Genomic DNA, 19,030 nt, shown 5'->3' on the forward strand with positions numbered 1-19,030 from the left:
CACCAACAAGGAGAACTCAGTGCCGAACGCAACACCTCGAGTGGTCATCATCGGAGCCGGCATCGTCGGTGCCAACCTCGCCGACGAGCTCGCCCAGCTGGGCTGGAAGAACACGCTCGTCATCGAGCAGGGTCCGCTGAACATCCCCGGCGGGTCGACCTCGCACGCCCCGGGACTCGTCTTCTCCTCGAACGGGTCGAAGTCGATGACCGAGTTCGCGCAGTACACGATCGAGAAGCTCACCTCTCTCAAGGGCTCCGACGGCCGGGGTTCGTTCCTGCCCGTCGGGGGGCTCGAGATCGCGACGACCGATGAGCGCCTCCAGGACCTCCACCGTCGTGCCGGATGGAACCGGTCCTACGGTGTCGAGGCGAACATCATCGATGCCGACGAGTGCGCCAGGCTCTTCCCGATGCTCAATCGGGACATGGTCCTCGGCGGTCTGCTTACTCCCGGTGACGGTCTGGCGCTGGCCGCGAAGGGCACCCAGATCGTCATCGAGCGCGCCCAGGCCGCCGGTGTCGAGTTCCGGGATCGGACCACGGTCACCGACATCGAGACGAAGGGCGGCAAGGTCACCGCTGTCATGGCCGGCGAGGAGCGGATCCCCGCCGATGTCGTCGTCTCCTGTGCCGGATTCTGGGGACCGAAGATCGGGGAGATGGTCGGCACGCCGATTCCGTTGCTGCCGCTGGGCCACCAGTTCGCCTGGACTACCGAAGCACCGTCCCTGATCGGGAAGAACGAGCTGCCCGCGGGTGCCCAGGCGCCGATCCTGCGCTACCAGGACAAAGACCTCTACTACCGCGAATGGGGTGAGCGGATCGGCATCGGCTCCTACGCCCACCGTCCGATGCCCGTCGACCTCGACGAGCTGCCGACCTACGATCCTGACGAGATCACCTCGGAGAAGATGCCTTCGAGTCTCGAGTTCACGCCCGAGGACTTCGCACCTGAATGGGAGGCGACGAAGGAGCTGCTGCCGGAACTGGCTCAGACTCAGATCCAGCGCGGCTTCAACGGAATCTTCTCCTTCACCCCTGACGGAGGGTCGCTGGTCGGACAGTCGCGCCAGGTCGACGGATTCTTCGTCGCCGAGGCGGTGTGGGTGACCCGTGGTGCCGGCATCGCCCGCGCGGTGGCCGAACTCATCGCCGAGGGACAGTCGCGGACCGACCTGTCCGGCATCGACCTCAACCGCTTCGAAGACGCACTGACAACGCCGGACTATGTCAGCGAGACCTCGCAGCAGAACTTCGTCGAGATCTACGACGTCATCCACCCGTTGCAGCCGCGGGTCTCCCCGCGGGATCTGCGTTCGAGTCCGTTCCGGCGGCAGCAGGAGGAACTCGGGGCGTTCTTCCTCGAGACCAATGGCTGGGAGAGGCCGCACTGGTTCGAGGCGAACGCGTCACTGCTGTCTGAGATGCCGTCCGAGTGGGCGGCTCCCGAACGCGACGCGTGGGCGAATCAGTATCATTCGCCGATCGCTGCCGCCGAGGCGTGGAAGACGCGCACCTCGGTGGCGATGTTCGACATGACTCAGCTCAAGCGCTTCGAGGTCACCGGTCCGGGTGCAGGAGAACTCCTGCACGGGATGACCACCTCGTCGATGCTGCGCAAGCCCGGAGCGGTCAGCTACACGCTGCTGCTCGATGCGGCCGGCGGCATCACGAGTGATATCACCGTGGCGATCCTCGATGAGCAGACCTACCAGGTGGGTGCGAACTCGAACATCGACTTCGCTTATATTTCGCGGGCGGCCAGGCATCAGAGTGAGGCGGATCCAACGAAGTGGGTGACCGTGCGGGAGACGACTCCGGGCACCTGCTGCATCGGCCTGTGGGGTCCGCTGGCCCGGGAGGTCATCTCGAAGGTCACGAACGAAGACTTCAGCGATGCGGGACTCAAGTACTTCCGCACGAAGCCTGCCGTCCTCGGCGGTGTGCCGGTGACGGCGATGCGTCTGTCCTACGTCGGCGAGCTCGGGTGGGAGATCTACACCTCGGCGGATCTCGGGTCGCGGCTGTGGGACGTGCTGTGGGAGGCCGGGCAGGAGTTCGGCATCATCGCCGGCGGCCGCGAGGCCTTCAACTCGATGCGCCTGGAGAAGGGCTTCCGGTCCTTCGGCACTGACATGACGAGCGAACACGAGCCGGTGCAGGCTGGCCTCGGGTTCGCAGTCAAGGCGTCGAAGACCGATGACTTCATCGGCAAGTCGGCGCTCGAGGCCAGGGCTGCGCGGGCGACGACGAAGCTGACCTGCCTGACCCTGGACGTGCCCTCCGATGTGGTGCTCGGCAACGAGCCCGTGTACGTGGTCGGGGGCGCCGGTAATTCGGGCGCTGCCGGCGACACGGGCGCGAAGGCTGACGGCTATGTCACCTCGGCGGCGTACGGGTACACAATCGGGAAGTCCATCGCCTACGCGTGGCTGCCGAACACTTTGGACGTCGGTGACTCGGTCGAGATCGAGTACCTGGGTAAGCGCCTGCCGGCCACAGTCACGGCCGAGCCGCTCTTCGACCCGGAGATGACGCGCCTGAAGGGGTGAGTCTCGTCTTCACCCCTGAGACATGGGCGTCGCAGGGGTGAGGGCTGCAGCCGCATCGCCGAAACAACGGTTGAGCGCCGAGGCCACTGTGCACACACAGTGGCCTCGGCGCTCAGTCGTTGTCTCGAGGAGTAGGGGAACGCTGAGGTGGGTGACGTTCGGCTGTCGTGCAGCGGCGTAGGTGGTCATTCCGGTCGGGATTCCCACAGGCAAGAAAGTCGGGCCAGAATGACTGCCCAAGTCCGTGGTGTACGAGGATCGCAGGATCGATGATTGCGCTCCATGAAGCTGCCGTGAGCTTCGACGTCAGTGCCTTTCCCGATATCGGCATCTGGCTCGAAATATCGGCATCTGGCTCGATCCGCCGCGTATCGACGTTCTGCACCAGGGCTGGGTTCTGGACCTCGCGTGTCCAATAGCTATTTCCTGCGTGATCGATTCAACCGGTCGCGGATCTTCTGGACTTCGGCGCTTCGTTCGACTGCGCGAGATGGGGCGAGTCGGGCGAGTTCGTAAGCGAGCACGTCGATCAGAGCGAACGTACAGACCATGCGGTTCACCGAGGCGTCCTCTCCGCTGGGCAAAGAGAGGTGCAGCAGGCCCTTCGCGAGGTTGCGTGGTGGAGCTGCCGACGAGATGAGCACAGTTATATGGCATCGCTTGAGAGATTCTTCGATATGCCAGAGAACATCAGCTGTCAGCAGCCGAGGCGCGACGACGACGCTGACGTCATCATGCTGTAGGCGAGGGAAAACATCGGCGAGCATGTGGCCGCTCCCGGTTGTCGCCTGAGAGCGGATGCCGACGCGTTCAAGGCTGAGGCTCAAGTACTCGGCTGCGTGAAATCCGGTGCCAAGACCGAAAGTCGTTGCTCTTCCAGCCTCTGAGATGGCTCTGACAGCCTCGGCGAAGGTCTCAGTGTCGAGCTGGTCTCCAAGTTCGACGAGGGATCGGGCGGACGTCGAAAGTATCCGTTTGATGGCAATTGCCTGCCCTCCCTCCTCGTCTCGTTCAGGCAGACGTGAGAGCTGAGACCGGAGATTCGAATCCAAGCCGATGGCGCGGTCGACGTTTTCGGCACAGAGACGTTTCCACTCGCGGATTCCTGCGTACCCGAGCTTCCGTGCAGTCCTCGCGACTGTTGCGTCGCTTGTCATGGTCTGTGCGGCGATCTCTGCTGCTGTGATCGTGGCAAAGCGCAGGGGGTCACGTTGCGCAAATTCGGCAACTCTCTCCTCGCTCGGGCTCAGAGGCTCCTGCTGCGCGTCGCCAGTCATCTCCTTAAAGGTCACGCTCCCATTCTCCCATGTAGAATTTTCTACCTATTGAATCTGATTGGAGGAAAATCTACACTCGAGAGTGATCTGAACCTCATTATCGAAAGGGAGCTGATCTCGTGGTCTACGAGTTCGTCATCGTCGGAGCCGGTGCCTATGGATGCGCTGTGGCCTATCACCTTGCAAAACGCGGGCACAGTGTCCGCGTCTTGGAGGCCGGCGAGATCGCTGCGGAAGCGTCAGGTGGAGGTGGCAAGCGTGGAGTGCGCGGGAACCGCCGTGACATCCGTGAACTGCCCTTGATCAGCGAGGCGTATCAGCTGTGGCCGTCCTTGGCCGAGGAACTCGGAGGCCCGACGGGTTATGTGCGGACGGGGGGTGTGAACCTGATCGAAAAGGAATCCGTCGGAATGCGCGGAGGCATGGTGGCGGCAGAGGCGATTCGAGCGACTCAGTCAGATTTGGGGGTGCCCACGGAATTCTGGACCGCAGAGGATGTGCAGGAGAGGCTTCCGCAGGCGAGCTCATCGATACAGGGTGCACTGTACGCTCCCCTGGACGGTGTCGCCGGCCACCAGGACACCACCCTTGCATATGCCGCTGCGGCCAGAAGAGCCGGTGCGGAGATCACTGAGCACGATCCGGTCGTGCGCATCTTCGATAGGGGCGGTGGAGCTCGCCACGGTGCAGAAGCTGCCCAGTCGGGGCTCGTCAGTGCGAGTCAGGCTGTCCTGATCACCACCAATGCCACGGCCGGATCACTCACCTCCGAGAGCTTTGGGTACAGACTTCCGACGTGGACGGCATACCCGCAGGCCGTCTGGCTGCGTCCCGAGAACGAGTTTCAGTGTCCGTACCTGGTCGGACACGACAGCCGAACTCTGTCAGTGAAGGTCGACAACGAGGGTGTCATCCAACTCAGCGGCGGGTGGCGGGGACGTTTCGACCCGGCAACAGGGTCCGGCACACCTGTGGAAGGCAACGTGGCCGGAAGCATCCGCGAACTGGAGGCGACGTTCCCTGGTTTGGGCTCACTGAATCGACTCGGAGTCGACACGTCCCGTGCCGAGTCCGGTTCAGTCGACCAACTTCCGATCATCGACGCCATCCCAGGTACTCAGGGCGTCGTCGTTGCCACAGGATGGAGCGGCCATGGTTGGGCATTGCTCCCCGCGATGTCAGCCCATATCGCCGACTTCCTGGCGACAGGACACCGACCGCATCAGATCGACCACACCGCCATTGAACGCTTGAGGGGCTGAGACATATGGAAATGATGGAATTCGACAGTGACGGGCTCACTGTACTGCTGATGGCAGTGGCTGGTTTGGGGGTCCTGCTCGTCCTGGGCGTACTTCTCCGGATCTGGGTGCCACTGCTGCGGAGGATCTTCCTCCCCGCCTCGCTCGTGGGCGGTGTGATCGGACTCGTTCTCGGCCCTAATGTCGTGGGCCTGGTGTCGGAGGGAATCTCTGCGACGTGGAGCGGGCTGGCCGGAGTCCTGATATCGGTCGTGTTCGCACCGATGCTGCTCGGTCAGAAGCTGCCTCGCATCAAGGAAGTCGCCGAGGATGCCGGGCCGCACGTTTGGATGGCATGGTTCAGCACGGCGGCGCAGGTCGCGATTCCGTGTCTTCTGCTGTTCCTGGTCTTTGAGCAGGGAACAGGGACAAATCCACTGTTCTCCACCATTTTCGAAGCCTCCTGGTCGGGTGGCCACGGGACGGCTGCCGGTATGGAACAGGCATGGTCGGCATTGGGGTGGGAGGAAGGAACTTCCTTGGCGTTGGGTGCCGCCACCATCAGTCTCATCTTCGGCATTCTTATGGGGACCATTTTGATCAATATCGGTGCTCGGCGAGGACACCTCAAATACCTGGGCGAGAAGTCCGATGCGGGCGGGTCCGATGTACTTGGCGAAGAAGAGAGCGAGGGCCACATGGTGACCCGGCTGAGTCCCCAATCCCTGAGTACTCTGGGCTTCCACTTTGCCCTAATCCTCGTGGCCATTCTCATCGGCTTCGGGCTCAAGACAGTCCTCGACCCGATCATCACGGGAATGCCGCTGTTTCCGCTGGCGATGATCGGTGGTTTCGTCGTGCACCTGGCCATCTCCCGCACGAGTCTCTATCGGCTCGTCGACAAGTCGACGCTCGACGCGATCGCAGCAGTGTTTCTCGACTTCCTCGTGGTGTCTGCAGTTGCGAGCCTGTCGATACCCGTGATTCTTGAGAACTGGATCGCATTGACAGTCATCTCGCTGACGATGGCCGTTCTCAGCTTGGGCATCTTCTTCTTCCTCGCGCCTCGGATCTTCAAACGGGACTGGTTCGAGAACGGTCTCGTGCAGTTCGGCACACAGACTGGAGTCGTGGCGACTGCTCTGCTGCTGCTTCGCACCGCGGATCCGAAGATGCGATCCAACGGCTATCGTGGCCTTGCCCTCAGCCGACCGTTCATCAGTCCTTTCATCGGAGGAGGCTTGGTTACAGCGCTGTTTCCGATTCTCGTCATGGAGTACGGCAATCTGTGGGTGGGGCTGGGATGTCTGCTGTTCTGCATTGTTCTCATGCCGCTTGCCAGGGCGATCGGGTTGTGGGCGCCATCGAGTTCAGCAAAGCGTCAAGATGCGGAGCGGGTGGAGGCCGCGCGCGACTATTGAGACTCCTGCGGAGCGGTAGGTGGCCATTCCGGTCGGGTTCCCCTGCGGGGCAGTCGGGCCAGAATGATCACCGATGCCTGTGGCTGGTGGCGGTCGCGTAAGAGTCGATCCACCGGACGAATGTTCCATATGGTGGATTTTCTTTGACCAGGCTGTGAACGTGCCGCGAGTATTGAGAGGGAAGTCACAGTGTCGCCGAGGCGGCCGTCGGGAACGTCTCTCACGGCCATCACCTGGGACGATGTCTTCCTTTCATGCGCTCGACACCCACGAGCCCGGTACCCGAAGGAGTGTCCATGCCTCAGCCCGCAATCATCGGCTGGTCCCACGGCAGGTTCGGCCGATCCGAGTCCCCGCTGCCGCAGATGATGGCCGACGTCGCCCGTGACGCCATCGCCGAGGCGGGCCTGGAACCGGCAGACATCGACGTCATCCATGTCGGCGTATTCAACAACGGACTCTCCCGCCAAGGCTTCGAAGCCGCACTGCCGGGCACCGTGTTCCCCGAACTCGCCCGCACCCCCGCCCACCGACATGAGAACGCCTGCGCCACCGGCTCCGCAGCCATCTTCGCCGCCCACGACTCCATCGCCGCCGGCCGCTACCGCACCGCTCTGGTCATCGGCGCCGAACGCATGACTCAGGCCTCCGGCCACGACGTCAACGAGGTGCTGCTGAGCGCCAGTTTCCGGGAAGAGGAAGAGCACTATAAATCCTTCGCCGGAGTCTTCGGCGAGATCGCCCGCCAGTACTTCGACCGGTACGGCGACCACTCGGAGACCCTCGCGAAGATCGCCGCCAAGAACCATGCCAACGGAGCCCACAACCCGCTGGCCCACATGCAGAAAGACCTCGGCTTCGACTTCTGCAATACCGTGTCAGAGAAGAACCCCTTCGTCGCCGAACCTCTGCGCCGCACCGACTGCTCGATGGTCTCCGACGGCGCCGCAGCGCTGGTCATGGCCGCCGAGGATGTCGCCGCCTCCGCCCCGCAGGCCGTGACCTGGCGCGGCATGGGCAACGCCAACGATGTCCTGCCCCTGTCCCAGCGCGACCCGCTTGAGATGGCCGGAGCCCGCGCCGCCATGGACCAGGCCTTGAAGTCCGCCGGCATCGGCATCGACGACCTCGACTTCCTCGAGACCCACGACTGCTTCACGATCGCCGAACTCCTCGAATACGAAGCCTTCGGACTCGCCGCCCCCGGCCAGGGACACACCCTGCTCAACGACGGAGCCACCGAAGTCGGCGGCCGCCTGCCCGTCAACCCCTCCGGCGGACTCAAAGCCAAGGGCCACCCCATCGGCGCCACCGGTGTGTCCATGCACGCCCTGGCCGCCGCCCAGCTCACCGGCCGCTCACCCGGCATCCAGATCGAGAGCCCGGACCTCGCGGGAGTCTTCAATATGGGCGGCGCCGCCGTGTCGAACTTCGCCTCCGTCCTCGAGCGCGTCCGCTGATGCGCGCGATCTCCCCGACCTCACCGGCGAAGGACTTCACGCCCACACCTCGGCGCGGGGTCAACGTCTCCCACTTCCTCACCCAGACCGCCCGACGTCTGCCCGACCGCCTCGCCGTCGTCGACGACGACCACGGACAGCGCTGGACCTGGTCCGAACTCGACGCCCGCGCCGAAGCGCTCGCTGCCGCCCTCCAATCCGGCGGCGTCGGCCGCCGCGACACCGTCCTCCTCGTCTCGGCCAACCACGCCGAGGTGATCCAGTCCTTCTGGGGCATCCTGCGCTCCGGCGGCGTCATCGCCCCACCGAACGCGGCCCTGTCCACCGAGGAGCTGCTGGGCATCAGCGCCGAGGTGGCCCCCGCCGCCGTCATCGCCGATCGCGCCCACTCCGGCTTCGTCACGGCCCTCAAGGACACCGGTTTCTCCGGCCCCGTCCTGTGGATCGGGGAGCTGCCCACCGCCCAGGCAGGAGCCGCACCGGCGGAGGCCGTCAACTCAGCGGTCGACGAGGACGACCCCTGCTGGTACTTCTTCACCTCCGGTTCGACCGGCCGACCCAAGGCCGCGACGTTCACACACCGCCACCTCGGCGCGGTGCTGATGAATCACCGCTGCGACCTGTTCCCCAACGAGGATGAGACCGGGGCCTCCCTCGTCCTCGCTCCGCTGTCGCACGGGGCAGGCATCCACATGCTCGGTCAGGTCTTCGGCGGCACACCGTCGATCATCCACCCAGGTGGCAGACCCAACGTGGAGTCCCTGTGGCCGGCCATCGACGGCTACGGAATCACCAACGCCTTCACCGTCCCGACGATCCTCAACCGCATCGCCGCCGGCTACCCGACCGGGCGCGGCCCCGAGGACCACACCCTCGAGCGCGTCATCTACGCCGGAGCCCCGATGCTCGCGACCGACCAGGCCCGGGCACTCGACCGCCTCGGGCCCTGCCTCGTCCAGTACTTCGGACTCGCCGAGGTGACCGGAGCGATCACGATCCTCCGCCCCGAGGATCACGGAGCCATCCCCGTCGACGACGCGGGTATCGGGACGTGCGGACGCGCCCGCACCGGAGTCGAGATCATCATCATCGACGAGACCGGCACGCAGCTGCCCGCCGGCGAACAGGGTGAAGTCTGCGTGGCCGGACCGACCGTGTGCGCCGGATACCTCGGCCGCCCCGACGCCAACGCCGAATCCTTCGCCGGCGGCGTCTTCCACACCGGCGACGTCGGCTACCTCGACGAGCGCGGCTTTCTGTTCCTCACCGGCCGGAAGTCCGATATGTACATCTCCGGCGGATCGAACGTCTACCCGCGTGAGATCGAGGAACTCCTCCTCACCGACACCGAGGTGGCCCAAGCCGTCGTCGTGGGCGTGCCCGATCCGCAGTGGGGAGAGATCGGCGTGGCCGTCATCGAAAGAGCGGAGACTCCCGCCGGTACAGATGGAGGCGGCGGACCGGATGGAGGCAACTCGTCGGGCGCAGACCTCGCGGCGGCTGTGAGCCGTGCCGATGATCTGCAGGAGCGCCTGACCGCGCTGTGTAAGTCGGGGCTTGCCTCGTACAAAGTGCCCAAGGAGATCCACTTCGTCGAGACGATGCCGGTCACCGCCTACGGCAAACTCGCCCGCAAGGAACTCAAGGCCGAATACTCCCAAGGACGGGGCAGCGCACGATGAGCGCGGCAGGAAGCGACAGCACGAGCACGACCGGGCGGGTGGCAGGCGCGGCAGGCAGGTTGGCCGGTACGACGATCATGGCCATCGGCTGCGGCACGCCGGACGGGGAGGTCAACAACGGCTTCGCCGCGGTGACTGCGTTCCTGCGTGAGGGTGCACGAGTGTGCATCGTCGACCGTGATCCACGGGCCCTCGACGAGGCGGCCAAGGAGCTCGGTGAGATGGCAGCCGCCGGCATCAGGAGGGTCGACGGCCCCGGAACGGCGGGCCACCTCGGCGAGGTCGACCTCGACACTCAGCTGACCACGGTCGTCGCCGATGTCGGGGACGAGGCCTCCGTGGAAGCGGCGTTCGCGCACTGCGCCGACCGCCTCGGCGGACCGACCGTCCTCCACTACAACGTCGGCATCGTCGTCAACGGGGGAGTCGACACCCTTGATGCCGACGGGTTCCGGCGGGCCCTGGACATCAATCTCACCGGGCCTTCACCGCGATCAAACACGCCCTGCCGCATATGCGCGCCGCGGGCACAGGGTCGATCATCACGGTCTCCTCCGTCGGGGGCATGCGCTACATGGGGTACGACTACCCGGCGTATGCGGCCTCGAAGGCAGGACTCATCGAACTGACGAAGGTCGTCGGCGCGCAGTACGCCTCCGAAGGCATCCGCGCGAACTCGATCGCTCCGGGACTCATCGAGACCCCGCTCATCCACCGCTCGATCAGCGGCCACTACGACTCGGTCGAGGACATGCTCGCCGCCCGCCATGCCCAGTCGCCGACGGGAAAGATGGGCCGGCCCGAGGATATCGCCGACCTCGCGGTGTTCCTCGCATCAAGCGAATCGGCGTACATCAACTCCACGCTCATCCCCGTTGACGGGGGACTGACTCATTACGCAGGGATGCCGAAGCGGTGAGGGCACGGTGCGAACGGATGGCGGCGGCCACCTCGGCGGGGGAAGACCCGACCGGCGCGGACGGGCGTTCGCGTGCGGAACTGCGGGCCACCTCGGCGCGGGCATAACCCTGCCGACCACGGATACGACAGCGAAATAACGGAATGAAGGAGGCAATGGTGCCGAGAACACGGACGACGAGGACGATGCTCGTCTGGTCCGCCGTACTGATGGTGTGCGCCCTGCTGCTGGCGGGGTGCGGGACGAACTTCGGCACCACCGACGACGGAAAGCAGCGCTACCGGTGGAAGATGACGGTGACCACGGGCTCGACGAGCACCTGGTACCTCGCGGCCGAGAAGTTCGCGAAGGACCTCGACGAGGCCACCGACGGGCGGATCACGATGAAGGTCTTCGCCAACGAACGACTGTCGGCCGGTGAGGCCACGGCCGGAGTCGAACAGCTCATGGACGGGGCGAAGGACTTCTCCTACAACTCGCCGATCATCTACGCCGGAGTCGACCCGCGCTTCGGTGCGGTGACGGCCCCCTTCGTCTTCGATACCGTGGAGGACGGGCAGAAGGCGCTCGCCGGCACAGGCGGGGACGTCTACGGCGACTACCTCGCCGAACGAGGTGTCCACCTGCTCGGCTTCGGCGAATCCGGGATGCGGCAGCTGACGAACACGCACCGGCCGATCCACACGCCCGAGGACATGCGCGGCCTGAAGTTCCGCATCCCCGGCTTCGGCATGTACACCGACCTCTACCGGCAGATCGGCGCGAACCCGACGACGATGCCCTTCGGCGAAGTGTTCACCGCACTCCAGCAGGGAGCGATCGACGGTCAGGAGAACCCGATCGACGTCATCCACTCCTCGAACCTCCAAGAGGTCCAGCCGTATCTGACGCTGTGGAACTACTCGTACGATCCGCTGGTGCTGGGTATCAACAAGGACCTCTTCGACTCGCTGACGCAGGAAGATCAGGAACTCGTGACCCGCCTGGCCGGTGAGGCCAACGAATTCCAGATCGATAAGAACCGGGACGGCGAAGAGAAGCTCATCGCTGAACTGAAGGACTCCGGTATGGAGGTCAATGAACTCAGTGACGAGGAGAAGGACGCCTTCCGCACGAAGCTGAAGCCGATCTACGACGAATACCGCAAGGTCTGGGGACCCGATATGGCCCAGGCGTTCATCCCGAAAGGACTGTGAGATGAGAGTCATCAGATTCTTCGAGGACTGGGTCGTCATCGCCTCGTTCATGATCATCGTGATCGTCACCTTCGTCAACGTCCTCTCCCGCTACATCTTCAAGGCCTCGCTGGCGTTCTCCGAGGAGCTGACCATCAACTTCCTCGTCGTCATGACGATGATGGGAGCCGTCGTCGGCATCCGCCTCGGCGCGCATCTCGGGTTCACCTACCTCGTCGAGAACGCGAAGGGCCAGGTGCGCAAGGCACTGCTCATCACCGGCACCGTGCTCATCGTGCTCTTCCTCGCTGTTCTCCTCATCTGGGGCGGCGAGATGACGATCGCGCAGGGTCTGCGTGGACGGGCGACCCCCTCACTGGGCATTCCGCAGTGGCTGTTCACCCTGTCCATCCCACTGGCGGGTCTGCTCGGGATCGTCCGTAGCATCCAGGCCCTGCGGACCTCGCTTCATGAGGACACTTCCGCCGAGGCGGTCACCCGGCGACTCGCCAGCGAAGCCGCTCCGGTCATCGACGATGCCGAACTCTCGTCCGGTGCCCGGTCCGATGCACCGTCCGAACTCTCGTCCGATTCCGAAGGAGGCCGGAAATGATCACGCTCCTGCTCTTCGGCAGCTTCTTCCTGTTCCTCGGCCTCGGGATCCCCGTCGCCTTCGCCCTCGGCCTGTCCGCCGTCGTCACCCTCGTCACCACCGACGGTGTGCAGGTGCTCGACGTGGTGCCCTCCGTGATGTTCCCGTCGATGAGTTCGGGCACGCTGCTGGCGATCCCGTTCTTCGTCCTCGCCGGCATCGTCATGCAGTACACGGGCATCTCGCAGCGGCTCGTCGACCTCGCGTTCCTCATCTTCGGTCGGTTCAGTCATGGGCTGGCCGCGGTGACGATCATCTCCGCGTTCTTCTTCTCCGCGATCTCCGGTTCGGGACCGGCGACCGTGGCCGCGATCGGTGCGATCCTCATCCCCGCGCTTGTGCGCAACGGGTACCAGAAGAAGCACGCGGTCTCCCTCGTCGCAGCCTCCGGCTCGATGGGCATCGTCGTCCCACCGTCGATCGCGTTCATCATCTTCGCCGTCGTCGCGGCCGAGTTCGGATCGATCTCGATCTCGCGCCTGTTCATCGCCGGCATCATTCCCGGCATCATCATGGCCGTGGCCTTCTTCATCGCGGCTCTCTTCGTGCCGCGGGTTCGTGAGATGGCGGGACTGCCGGTGAAGGCCGGCGCCGAGGCGGGACCCGGGTCCGCGTCGACCGGCGCTGAATCCGATGGTGCTGAGCCGAATAGGGCCGGATCGAACGGGACCGGAGGTTCCGGTGAGGGCGCGGCAGGCGGGAAGACTCAGCTGCTGACGACGAAGGGGAAGGCCGCCTCGGCGAGTTCCGGGTCCGGGGCCGGGTCAGTCGGATCGGCGGATCCGACGGCCACGGTCAATCCCGAGGGCGGGTTCGGGGAGATCCTCGCCGCGCTGGTCAAGGCCATCCCCGGCCTGCTCATCCCGGTGATCATCCTCGGCGGGATCTACGGCGGAATCTTCACCCCCACCGAGGCGGGTGCCGTGGCCTCCGTCTACGCGCTCATCGTGGGTGTGTTCGTCTACCGCGAGCTCGGGTGGAAGGACATGCCGAAGGTCTTCCTCGAGTCCGGGGTCTCGACCGCGGTGATCATGTTCATCGTCGGGGTGGCGAGCCTCTTCTCCTACGTCATCACCGTCGAGGGCATCGCGGAGAGGATCTCGACGGCGGTGCTGTCGGTGACGGACAACAAGTACCTCATCCTCGCGGTGATCACGGTCATCCTGCTCATCGTCGGCGCATTCGTCGATGCGATCAGCGCGTTCTATCTGTTCATTCCGATTCTCGTGCCGATCCTCCTCGGCGTCGGCGTGGATATGACGACGATCGGCGTGTTCATGACCGTCAACCTCGCGATCGGGCTGTTCACTCCGCCGGTCGGCCTCAACCTCTACGTGGGTGCCGGCATCGGCAAGACGCGACTCGAGGAAGTGGTGCGCGGAATCATGCCGTTCCTCATCTGCGCGATCGTCGCACTGCTGCTCATCACCTACATTCCGGCGATCTCGAACTGGCTGCCCGACCTCCTCGGGGTCGGGTAGGCGATGGGGTCGGCCGAGCTCGGCTCGGCCGGCCGGCGCCTCTCGCGTTCGGCCGGCCGGGATCGGCGGACTCGGTCGGCCGGGATCGGCGAGCGCAGCCTACGCTTCACTCTCAACCCTCGAAGGAGAATCATGGAACCCTATCTGCTCACGAACAAGACGGTCCTGGTCACCGGGGCCGCGCAGGGAATCGGCCTGGCGATCGCCACCGCGCTCGCCCGACGTGGCGCCTCGGTCGGCATCGTCGACCTCAAGGGCGCCGACGATGCTGCCGCAGCCCTGGCCGAACAGTTCCCGGACCAGCGCTTCGCCGCCTTCTCACTCGACGTCCGCGACGCCGACGAAGTGACCGCCGCGGTGGGCTCGTTCGTCGAGACCTTCGGCGGACTCGATGTGCTCGTCAACAACGCGGGCACGGCCGCACGCATCGGCATCGATGAGATCACGGCCGAGCAGTGGCAGCGCGACATCTCGACCAATCTGGGCGGGACGTTCAACTTCATCAAGGCCGCCGTCCACCCGCACATGATCGAGGCGGGAACCGGGTCGATCATCAACATCTCGTCGATCTCGGGCATCAACGGCGGAGCGGTCTCCGACGGTGAGGCCGGAGCCCGGTCGGGACCGGCGTACGCGGCGAGCAAGGGTGGGATCATCGCGCTGACGAAATGGGTGGCCAAGGAGTACGGACGCCAGGGCATCCGCTGCAATTCGGTGGCGCCGGGACCGGTCGAGTCCGCCCTCACCGTCGGCCAGATCTACGACACCTCGGGTCAGGCGCTTGATCGGATGGGCCAGCCGGAGGAGATCGCCGAGGCGGTCGCCTACCTCGCCGGTGACGGCGCGGCGTTCACGACGGGACAGATCCTCCGCGTCGACGGCGGTGCCGTGATGTCGTGACCGAGTGACCTCGTGGCGGCGTGGCGGCGTGGCGGCGTAAAGGGGCGGGGCCGCGGGCTCCCACCGTCGGGAAGGCGCGGCACTGCTCAGCCGATTCGACGGACGAAGAGTTCGAAGGTCACGGCGGTGGGATTCGCTGCCGGTGCGAGAGTGCCGTTGTGGACATCGCCGGCGACGTCGACGACTTCGCCGGTGAGGCTGACATAGGGATCCTCGGACTGGGCGCCGGTGACGGTGCCCGCCAGGTGAGTGAACTCGACGGCCGGCCACGGCGCGGAGCCGCCTGTGAACACGGCACCGGTCGTGCTGCCGAGACTCGCGAGCACCTCGGCCTCCGCGTAGCCGGCGTCCCGGACGGCAGCGAGGACCGCCTCGTCGAGGAGTTCGCCAGGACGGACACGGGAGACGACGGCGCCGGGAGTGCCCGTCGGCGATGGGGCAGCGGGCCGCGACGGTGCGTCGGGTTGTGTCGGTGCGTCGGTCGCGGCTGTCCGCGCCTCGGCGGTGGCCGGATCCGGATCCAGCGGGTGCGGAGCGAAGGCGGAGAACCCGGTCTCGGGATCGACGTCGCTGACCAGCCGGGCATCAGCGAGAACGAACAGGCGAATCCTCAGACCCTCGGGACCGGCCAGCGTGCCCGGCAGCAGATGCCCGCCCCGGACCGTGCCATCAGCATCGGTCCACGAAGCATGGATGTGGCAGAACGGGGCATCGTTCCGGAACCCGACGGTGGCCGAGGCATGGCGCAGCTGTGCAGGACCGCTGACGCTGAACGCCTCGGTGAACGACATCGGGTGATCGGCATCGGGGCCGTAGGCGGGATGGACATAGTCGATGCGGTCGAACTGACCGTCGTCGAACTCGGCCATGATGCCGGAGGCGGTGTGATCGGCCAGAGACCGCTCGAGTGCGGCGAACACGTCGGCGCCCTCGGGAAGTCCAAGGGTGTGCTCGGCGCAGCGAGTCGGCACGGAGACGATGCGGGGATCCTGGCGGGGTCCGGCATGGATGACCGCCGTGCCCGGTCGGTTGAGGGGAAAGGTCGGTCCGGGCAGATCTGTCGTCTCGGCTCCATTGCTCATGTCTCGATTATCGGCGGCGGTGCGTGTCGGCGCCCGCTCGGACCCATGATGTGGAACACGAGGCTGGGGCGGTGCTGCTCGGTTCCCGAGGAATCACGCCACAGAAGTGCGACGCCAGATCATCACGGCACACGCGATTCCGATGCCGCCGAGTGCCGCGATTCCGGCTCCCATCGTCATCGCACCTGCGGCCCCCGGACCGCCGACGGCAACGAGCACTCCGACGAGCGCCGAGGCGATCGTATTGCTGATGAGCTCGGCCGTACCGAGTCCTGCAGCCGCCTTGGATCCTTCGACGGGATCATCGCTGGCACTCATCGCCGCGACATTGAGGTGTGGGAAGGCGATGCCGATTCCCGACCCCGCGAGGACGAGGCTGCCGGCCCAGACCCACGCGATCCAATCGGCGTCGACGAACTGCGTCGCGGTATACGCGACCAACCCCGCTGTCATGAGCACGGGGCCGAGAATCATGAATCTCCGACCAGTGCGCGGATCGTCGATGCTGGCGCTGTAGAGCTGGACGAAACTCCATCCCACCGAGATTGTCACCCCGAAGATGGCGGCCAGCAGCGGGGACATGCCGATGAGGTCCTGCCCGAACTTCGGCAGGAAGATCTCCAGCATCGCTGCGGAGCTGAGTATGCCGAGAACGAGGTAGATCCATTTGAGGGGATTGCCCCGCTGGTAGGTGATCCGGGGGAGAACGGGTGAACCGGCGACGCGGTCGATGCCGATGAATGCTGCGATGAGAACTGCCCCGGCGACAAGGGCCGCGGTCGTCGGCCATCCCGTGGGCACCACCGCGGCAATGCTGAAGGCAGCGGCAGCCAGTACGAGCAGCGTCAGTGAGGGGATCGGCACTCGACCGAAGTTCCGCTCACCGGGTGTTTCCCGGGGCAGACTGCGCACCGCCATCAGGCCGAGGACGACAGAGACCAGGGCCAGCAGTCCGAACGCCCCACGCCAGAAACCGATCTGAGCGAATGCTCCGCCGACAGCCGGACCGATGAGCGTGCCGAGTCCCCACATCGCCGAGACCAGGCCCGTCGCCCGAGTCCACAGGCGCCTCGGCAGAGCATCTCGGATGACCGAGTAGCCGAGCCCGGCGAGCAGACCGCCGCCGAGGCCTTGGACGATCCGTGAGGTGACGAGCAGTTCCATCGAGGGGGCGAGTGCAGCGCCGAGTGACCCGGCGGCGAAGAGGACGAACGCGAGCAGGTAGGCCCATGCCGCTCCCATCGTTCCGAGCACGCGGGCGACGAGCATCGACGCGAGCACCGAGGCGACCAGGAATGCCGTCGTCACCCACGCGAAGTACTGACTGCCGCCGATGTCGGCGATCGTCGAAGGCAGCAGTGCCGCGGTGACGAATGTGTTCATTGCGAACACGGCGATACCGCCGGCGAGGACGAGTGAAGCGCTCGCATGTTCGGCGCTGAAGAGTTCGCGCCAGCCTCCTGACAGCGGTGCTTCGGGGGCATCGACAGCTGCTGCGTCCAAGGGATGCTCAGGAGAGGTGCTCTCGTGTTCGTCTCTCATATCGGCTAGCCTAAAACCTCAACCAAACTTCAGGTCAACTGAGAGTGAGAACCTCCGTGAGCGACATGAAACCGTCCCCGACCGACCTGCTGTCCGTGGGCGATGTGGCCGCACGGACAGGGGTCGCCGTTTCCGCTCTGCACTTCTACGAAAGACAGGGACTGATCGTCTCCGAACGCACCGCGGGCGGTCAGCGCCGTTACGCCCGCCACGTGCTGCGACGGATCTCGGTGATCCAGGTGGCCAAACGGATGGGAATCCCCCTCGCCGAGGTGGCCGACGTGTTCGATGATCTCCCGGACGATCGGATGCCGGGGAAGACCGATTGGCGTCGCATCAGTGAGCGCTGGCGAGGCAAGTTGGAGGCCCGCCGCAGGGAGATCGAGAGGATGGAGAGCGAACTCGTCGAGTGCATCGGCTGTGGCTGCGTCTCCCTGCGCAGCTGCCGAGTGCTCAATCCGGACGACGAGCTCGGATCGAGCGGTTCGGGTCCACGTCTGCTTCCGGAGATCCCCGCTGAGTAAGCGTGCCTGGGGCGCAGGGAGTTGGAAGTCCGGTGACAGCGAGGGAGCTCTTCAGAGGCTGCTCTGCAGGGCCTCCGCCACGAGGTCGAGGCCGTGGGATTCGCGGCGCGGATCGGCTTCGAGGACCTGGATGTAGCGCGACTCGATGTCCGGATCGATGATCGGAATCGCCTTGCAGCCGATGGCATTGAGATTCGTCGGAATCGTCCGTCCTGCCATCATCGCGATCATCGACGTGCCGACCAGAGAGCGCACCATGAGGACCGGACAGGTCGCCTCCAGCGTGGGGGAGAAGACCTGTCCCTGCGCCCGCACGGCCTGTTCGATGCGCATTCGCGCGGTGTTTCCGGCCGGCAGGGTGCCCACAGGAAAATCGGTCATATCGCTGATGAAGAGGCTGGACCGCTCGGCCAGCGGATGGTCGTCATCCAGGATCGCGAAGTTCGCCGCCTCCACCTCGGCGACCTTGCGCACTCCGGGCAAAGTGCCGAGCTCATGATTCGACACCGAGAAGTTCACGCAGAGATCGGCCTGCCGGTTGCGCAGCACCTGGAGCGCTTCGACCGAGCCGCGGTCGATGATGCTGATCTGCACCCGGTCGGTCGTGCGCATCAGGCGGTTGATCGCATCGGCGACGACCGTCTGACCGAGCCCCGTGCTCGTCACGATCGTTACCGTTTCGATCGAGCCGGAGTACTCACCGAAGGAATCGGCGAGCAGCTCTGATTCGGCGATGGTCCGACGGGCGAAATCGGCGACGGCAAGGCACTGAGCCGTGGGGAACACGCCGGAGCTCGACCTTTCGAACAGCGTCGTCCCATAATGCTCCTCCAAGGCTCTGATCTGGCGGCTTGCCGTGGAATGGGAGATGAAGATCGACCGGGCGGCCAGGTGGATCGACCCGTACTCGACGACGGCGAGTAGCGTCTTGAGACTCCGGAGATCGGTCATCGTCGTGTCCTTCGGTCGGGGTGACTGCGGTGGGCAGGAGCGAAAAGCCATATCGCGTGGGCAGGCGAATCGTCGCGACAACAAGGTACGGCGTCGCGAGAACAGGCTACGTCGGTGGTGCAGGAAATGCACCACTTCGGTGCGGGAATCGCACCCGGGAGTGGACATA

General features: G+C 65.2%; 14 protein-coding genes and 1 pseudogene. 11 read left to right on the forward strand and 4 right to left on the reverse strand.

Features of this window, described 5'->3' with window-relative positions; all coding sequences use genetic code 11:
- The first annotated feature begins 19 nt into the window (after positions 1–19).
- Positions 20–2,554, forward strand: coding sequence for a GcvT family protein (locus EB835_RS08350; protein WP_135809008.1), 2,535 nt, complete (start codon positions 20–22; stop codon positions 2,552–2,554).
- Between the two features lie 419 nt (positions 2,555–2,973).
- Here the strand turns inward: EB835_RS08350 and EB835_RS08355 are convergent, their stop codons facing one another.
- A complete protein-coding gene (locus EB835_RS08355) occupies positions 2,974–3,831 on the reverse strand; it encodes a MurR/RpiR family transcriptional regulator (RefSeq protein WP_135809009.1) in 858 nt (285 codons plus the stop codon).
- Positions 3,832–3,950: 119 nt separating this feature from the next.
- Between EB835_RS08355 and EB835_RS08360 the strand changes: the two genes are divergently transcribed.
- From EB835_RS08360 to EB835_RS08400, 9 genes and pseudogenes are all read left to right on the forward strand, one after another.
- Positions 3,951–5,093, forward strand: a complete 1,143-nt coding sequence (locus EB835_RS08360; RefSeq protein ID WP_135809010.1) for an NAD(P)/FAD-dependent oxidoreductase — start codon at positions 3,951–3,953, stop codon at positions 5,091–5,093.
- 11 nt (positions 5,094–5,104) lie between these two features.
- A complete protein-coding gene (locus EB835_RS08365; RefSeq protein ID WP_135809011.1) occupies positions 5,105–6,493 on the forward strand; it encodes a sodium/glutamate symporter in 1,389 nt (462 codons plus the stop codon).
- A 296-nt stretch (positions 6,494–6,789) separates the two neighbouring features.
- A complete protein-coding gene (locus EB835_RS08370) occupies positions 6,790–7,953 on the forward strand; it encodes a thiolase domain-containing protein (protein ID WP_135809012.1) in 1,164 nt (387 codons plus the stop codon).
- Entirely contained in the window at positions 7,953–9,635 is a 1,683-nt protein-coding gene (locus tag EB835_RS08375; protein WP_135809013.1) for an AMP-binding protein, read from the forward strand. The genes EB835_RS08370 and EB835_RS08375 overlap by 1 nt, the downstream gene beginning before the upstream one ends.
- 77 nt (positions 9,636–9,712) lie before the next feature.
- A pseudogene (locus tag EB835_RS20605) lies at positions 9,713–10,554 on the forward strand (SDR family oxidoreductase).
- Between the two features lie 155 nt (positions 10,555–10,709).
- Positions 10,710–11,750, forward strand: a complete 1,041-nt coding sequence (locus tag EB835_RS08385; protein WP_240688639.1) for a DctP family TRAP transporter solute-binding subunit — start codon at positions 10,710–10,712, stop codon at positions 11,748–11,750.
- Between the two features lies 1 nt (position 11,751).
- Complete coding sequence (locus EB835_RS08390; protein WP_135809014.1) at positions 11,752–12,342, forward strand: TRAP transporter small permease; 591 nt, start codon at positions 11,752–11,754, stop codon at positions 12,340–12,342.
- Entirely contained in the window at positions 12,339–13,862 is a 1,524-nt protein-coding gene (locus EB835_RS08395; protein WP_135809015.1) for a TRAP transporter large permease, read from the forward strand. The genes EB835_RS08390 and EB835_RS08395 overlap by 4 nt, the downstream gene beginning before the upstream one ends.
- Before the next feature lie 132 nt (positions 13,863–13,994).
- Entirely contained in the window at positions 13,995–14,762 is a 768-nt protein-coding gene (locus EB835_RS08400; RefSeq protein WP_135809016.1) for an SDR family NAD(P)-dependent oxidoreductase, read from the forward strand.
- A gap of 86 nt (positions 14,763–14,848) precedes the next feature.
- Here EB835_RS08400 and EB835_RS08405 read toward each other — a convergent pair whose 3' ends face one another.
- Positions 14,849–15,844 (reverse strand): PCC domain-containing protein, encoded by a 996-nt coding sequence (locus EB835_RS08405; RefSeq protein ID WP_135809017.1) that lies wholly within the window; start codon positions 15,842–15,844, stop codon positions 14,849–14,851.
- 93 nt (positions 15,845–15,937) lie between these two features.
- Positions 15,938–17,386: an MFS transporter gene (locus EB835_RS08410; RefSeq protein WP_135809018.1), complete on the reverse strand. Its 1,449-nt coding sequence runs from the start codon at positions 17,384–17,386 to the stop codon at positions 15,938–15,940.
- Between the two features lie 65 nt (positions 17,387–17,451).
- Between EB835_RS08410 and soxR the strand changes: the two genes are divergently transcribed.
- On the forward strand, positions 17,452–17,910 hold the full coding sequence (soxR, locus tag EB835_RS08415) for a redox-sensitive transcriptional activator SoxR (protein WP_135809107.1): 459 nt from the start codon (positions 17,452–17,454) through the stop codon (positions 17,908–17,910).
- 51 nt (positions 17,911–17,961) lie between these two features.
- Here the strand turns inward: soxR and EB835_RS08420 are convergent, their stop codons facing one another.
- Positions 17,962–18,861 (reverse strand): LysR family transcriptional regulator, encoded by a 900-nt coding sequence (locus tag EB835_RS08420; protein ID WP_168216671.1) that lies wholly within the window; start codon positions 18,859–18,861, stop codon positions 17,962–17,964.
- Between the last annotated feature and the right edge of the window lie 169 nt (positions 18,862–19,030).

The organism is Brevibacterium sp. S22 (assembly GCF_004745485.1).
In the GTDB taxonomy this organism is placed as follows: Bacteria; Actinomycetota; Actinomycetes; order Actinomycetales; family Brevibacteriaceae; genus Brevibacterium.

What these genes read in the sequence shown, in the direction of transcription:
- EB835_RS08355 (WP_135809009.1), bottom strand. Translation starts at nt 3,831, where the DNA reads ATGACTGGCGACGCGCAGCAGGAGCCTCTGAGCCCGAGCGAGGAGAGA.
- EB835_RS08365 (WP_135809011.1), top strand. Translation starts at nt 5,105, where the DNA reads ATGATGGAATTCGACAGTGACGGGCTCACTGTACTGCTGATGGCAGTG.
- EB835_RS08370 (WP_135809012.1), top strand. Translation starts at nt 6,790, where the DNA reads ATGCCTCAGCCCGCAATCATCGGCTGGTCCCACGGCAGGTTCGGCCGA.
- EB835_RS08375 (WP_135809013.1), top strand. Translation starts at nt 7,953, where the DNA reads ATGCGCGCGATCTCCCCGACCTCACCGGCGAAGGACTTCACGCCCACA.
- EB835_RS08385 (WP_240688639.1), top strand. Translation starts at nt 10,710, where the DNA reads ATGGTGCCGAGAACACGGACGACGAGGACGATGCTCGTCTGGTCCGCC.
- EB835_RS08390 (WP_135809014.1), top strand. Translation starts at nt 11,752, where the DNA reads ATGAGAGTCATCAGATTCTTCGAGGACTGGGTCGTCATCGCCTCGTTC.
- EB835_RS08395 (WP_135809015.1), top strand. Translation starts at nt 12,339, where the DNA reads ATGATCACGCTCCTGCTCTTCGGCAGCTTCTTCCTGTTCCTCGGCCTC.
- EB835_RS08400 (WP_135809016.1), top strand. Translation starts at nt 13,995, where the DNA reads ATGGAACCCTATCTGCTCACGAACAAGACGGTCCTGGTCACCGGGGCC.
- EB835_RS08405 (WP_135809017.1), bottom strand. Translation starts at nt 15,844, where the DNA reads ATGAGCAATGGAGCCGAGACGACAGATCTGCCCGGACCGACCTTTCCC.
- EB835_RS08410 (WP_135809018.1), bottom strand. Translation starts at nt 17,386, where the DNA reads ATGAGAGACGAACACGAGAGCACCTCTCCTGAGCATCCCTTGGACGCA.
- soxR (WP_135809107.1), top strand. Translation starts at nt 17,452, where the DNA reads ATGAAACCGTCCCCGACCGACCTGCTGTCCGTGGGCGATGTGGCCGCA.
- EB835_RS08420 (WP_168216671.1), bottom strand. Translation starts at nt 18,861, where the DNA reads ATGACCGATCTCCGGAGTCTCAAGACGCTACTCGCCGTCGTCGAGTAC.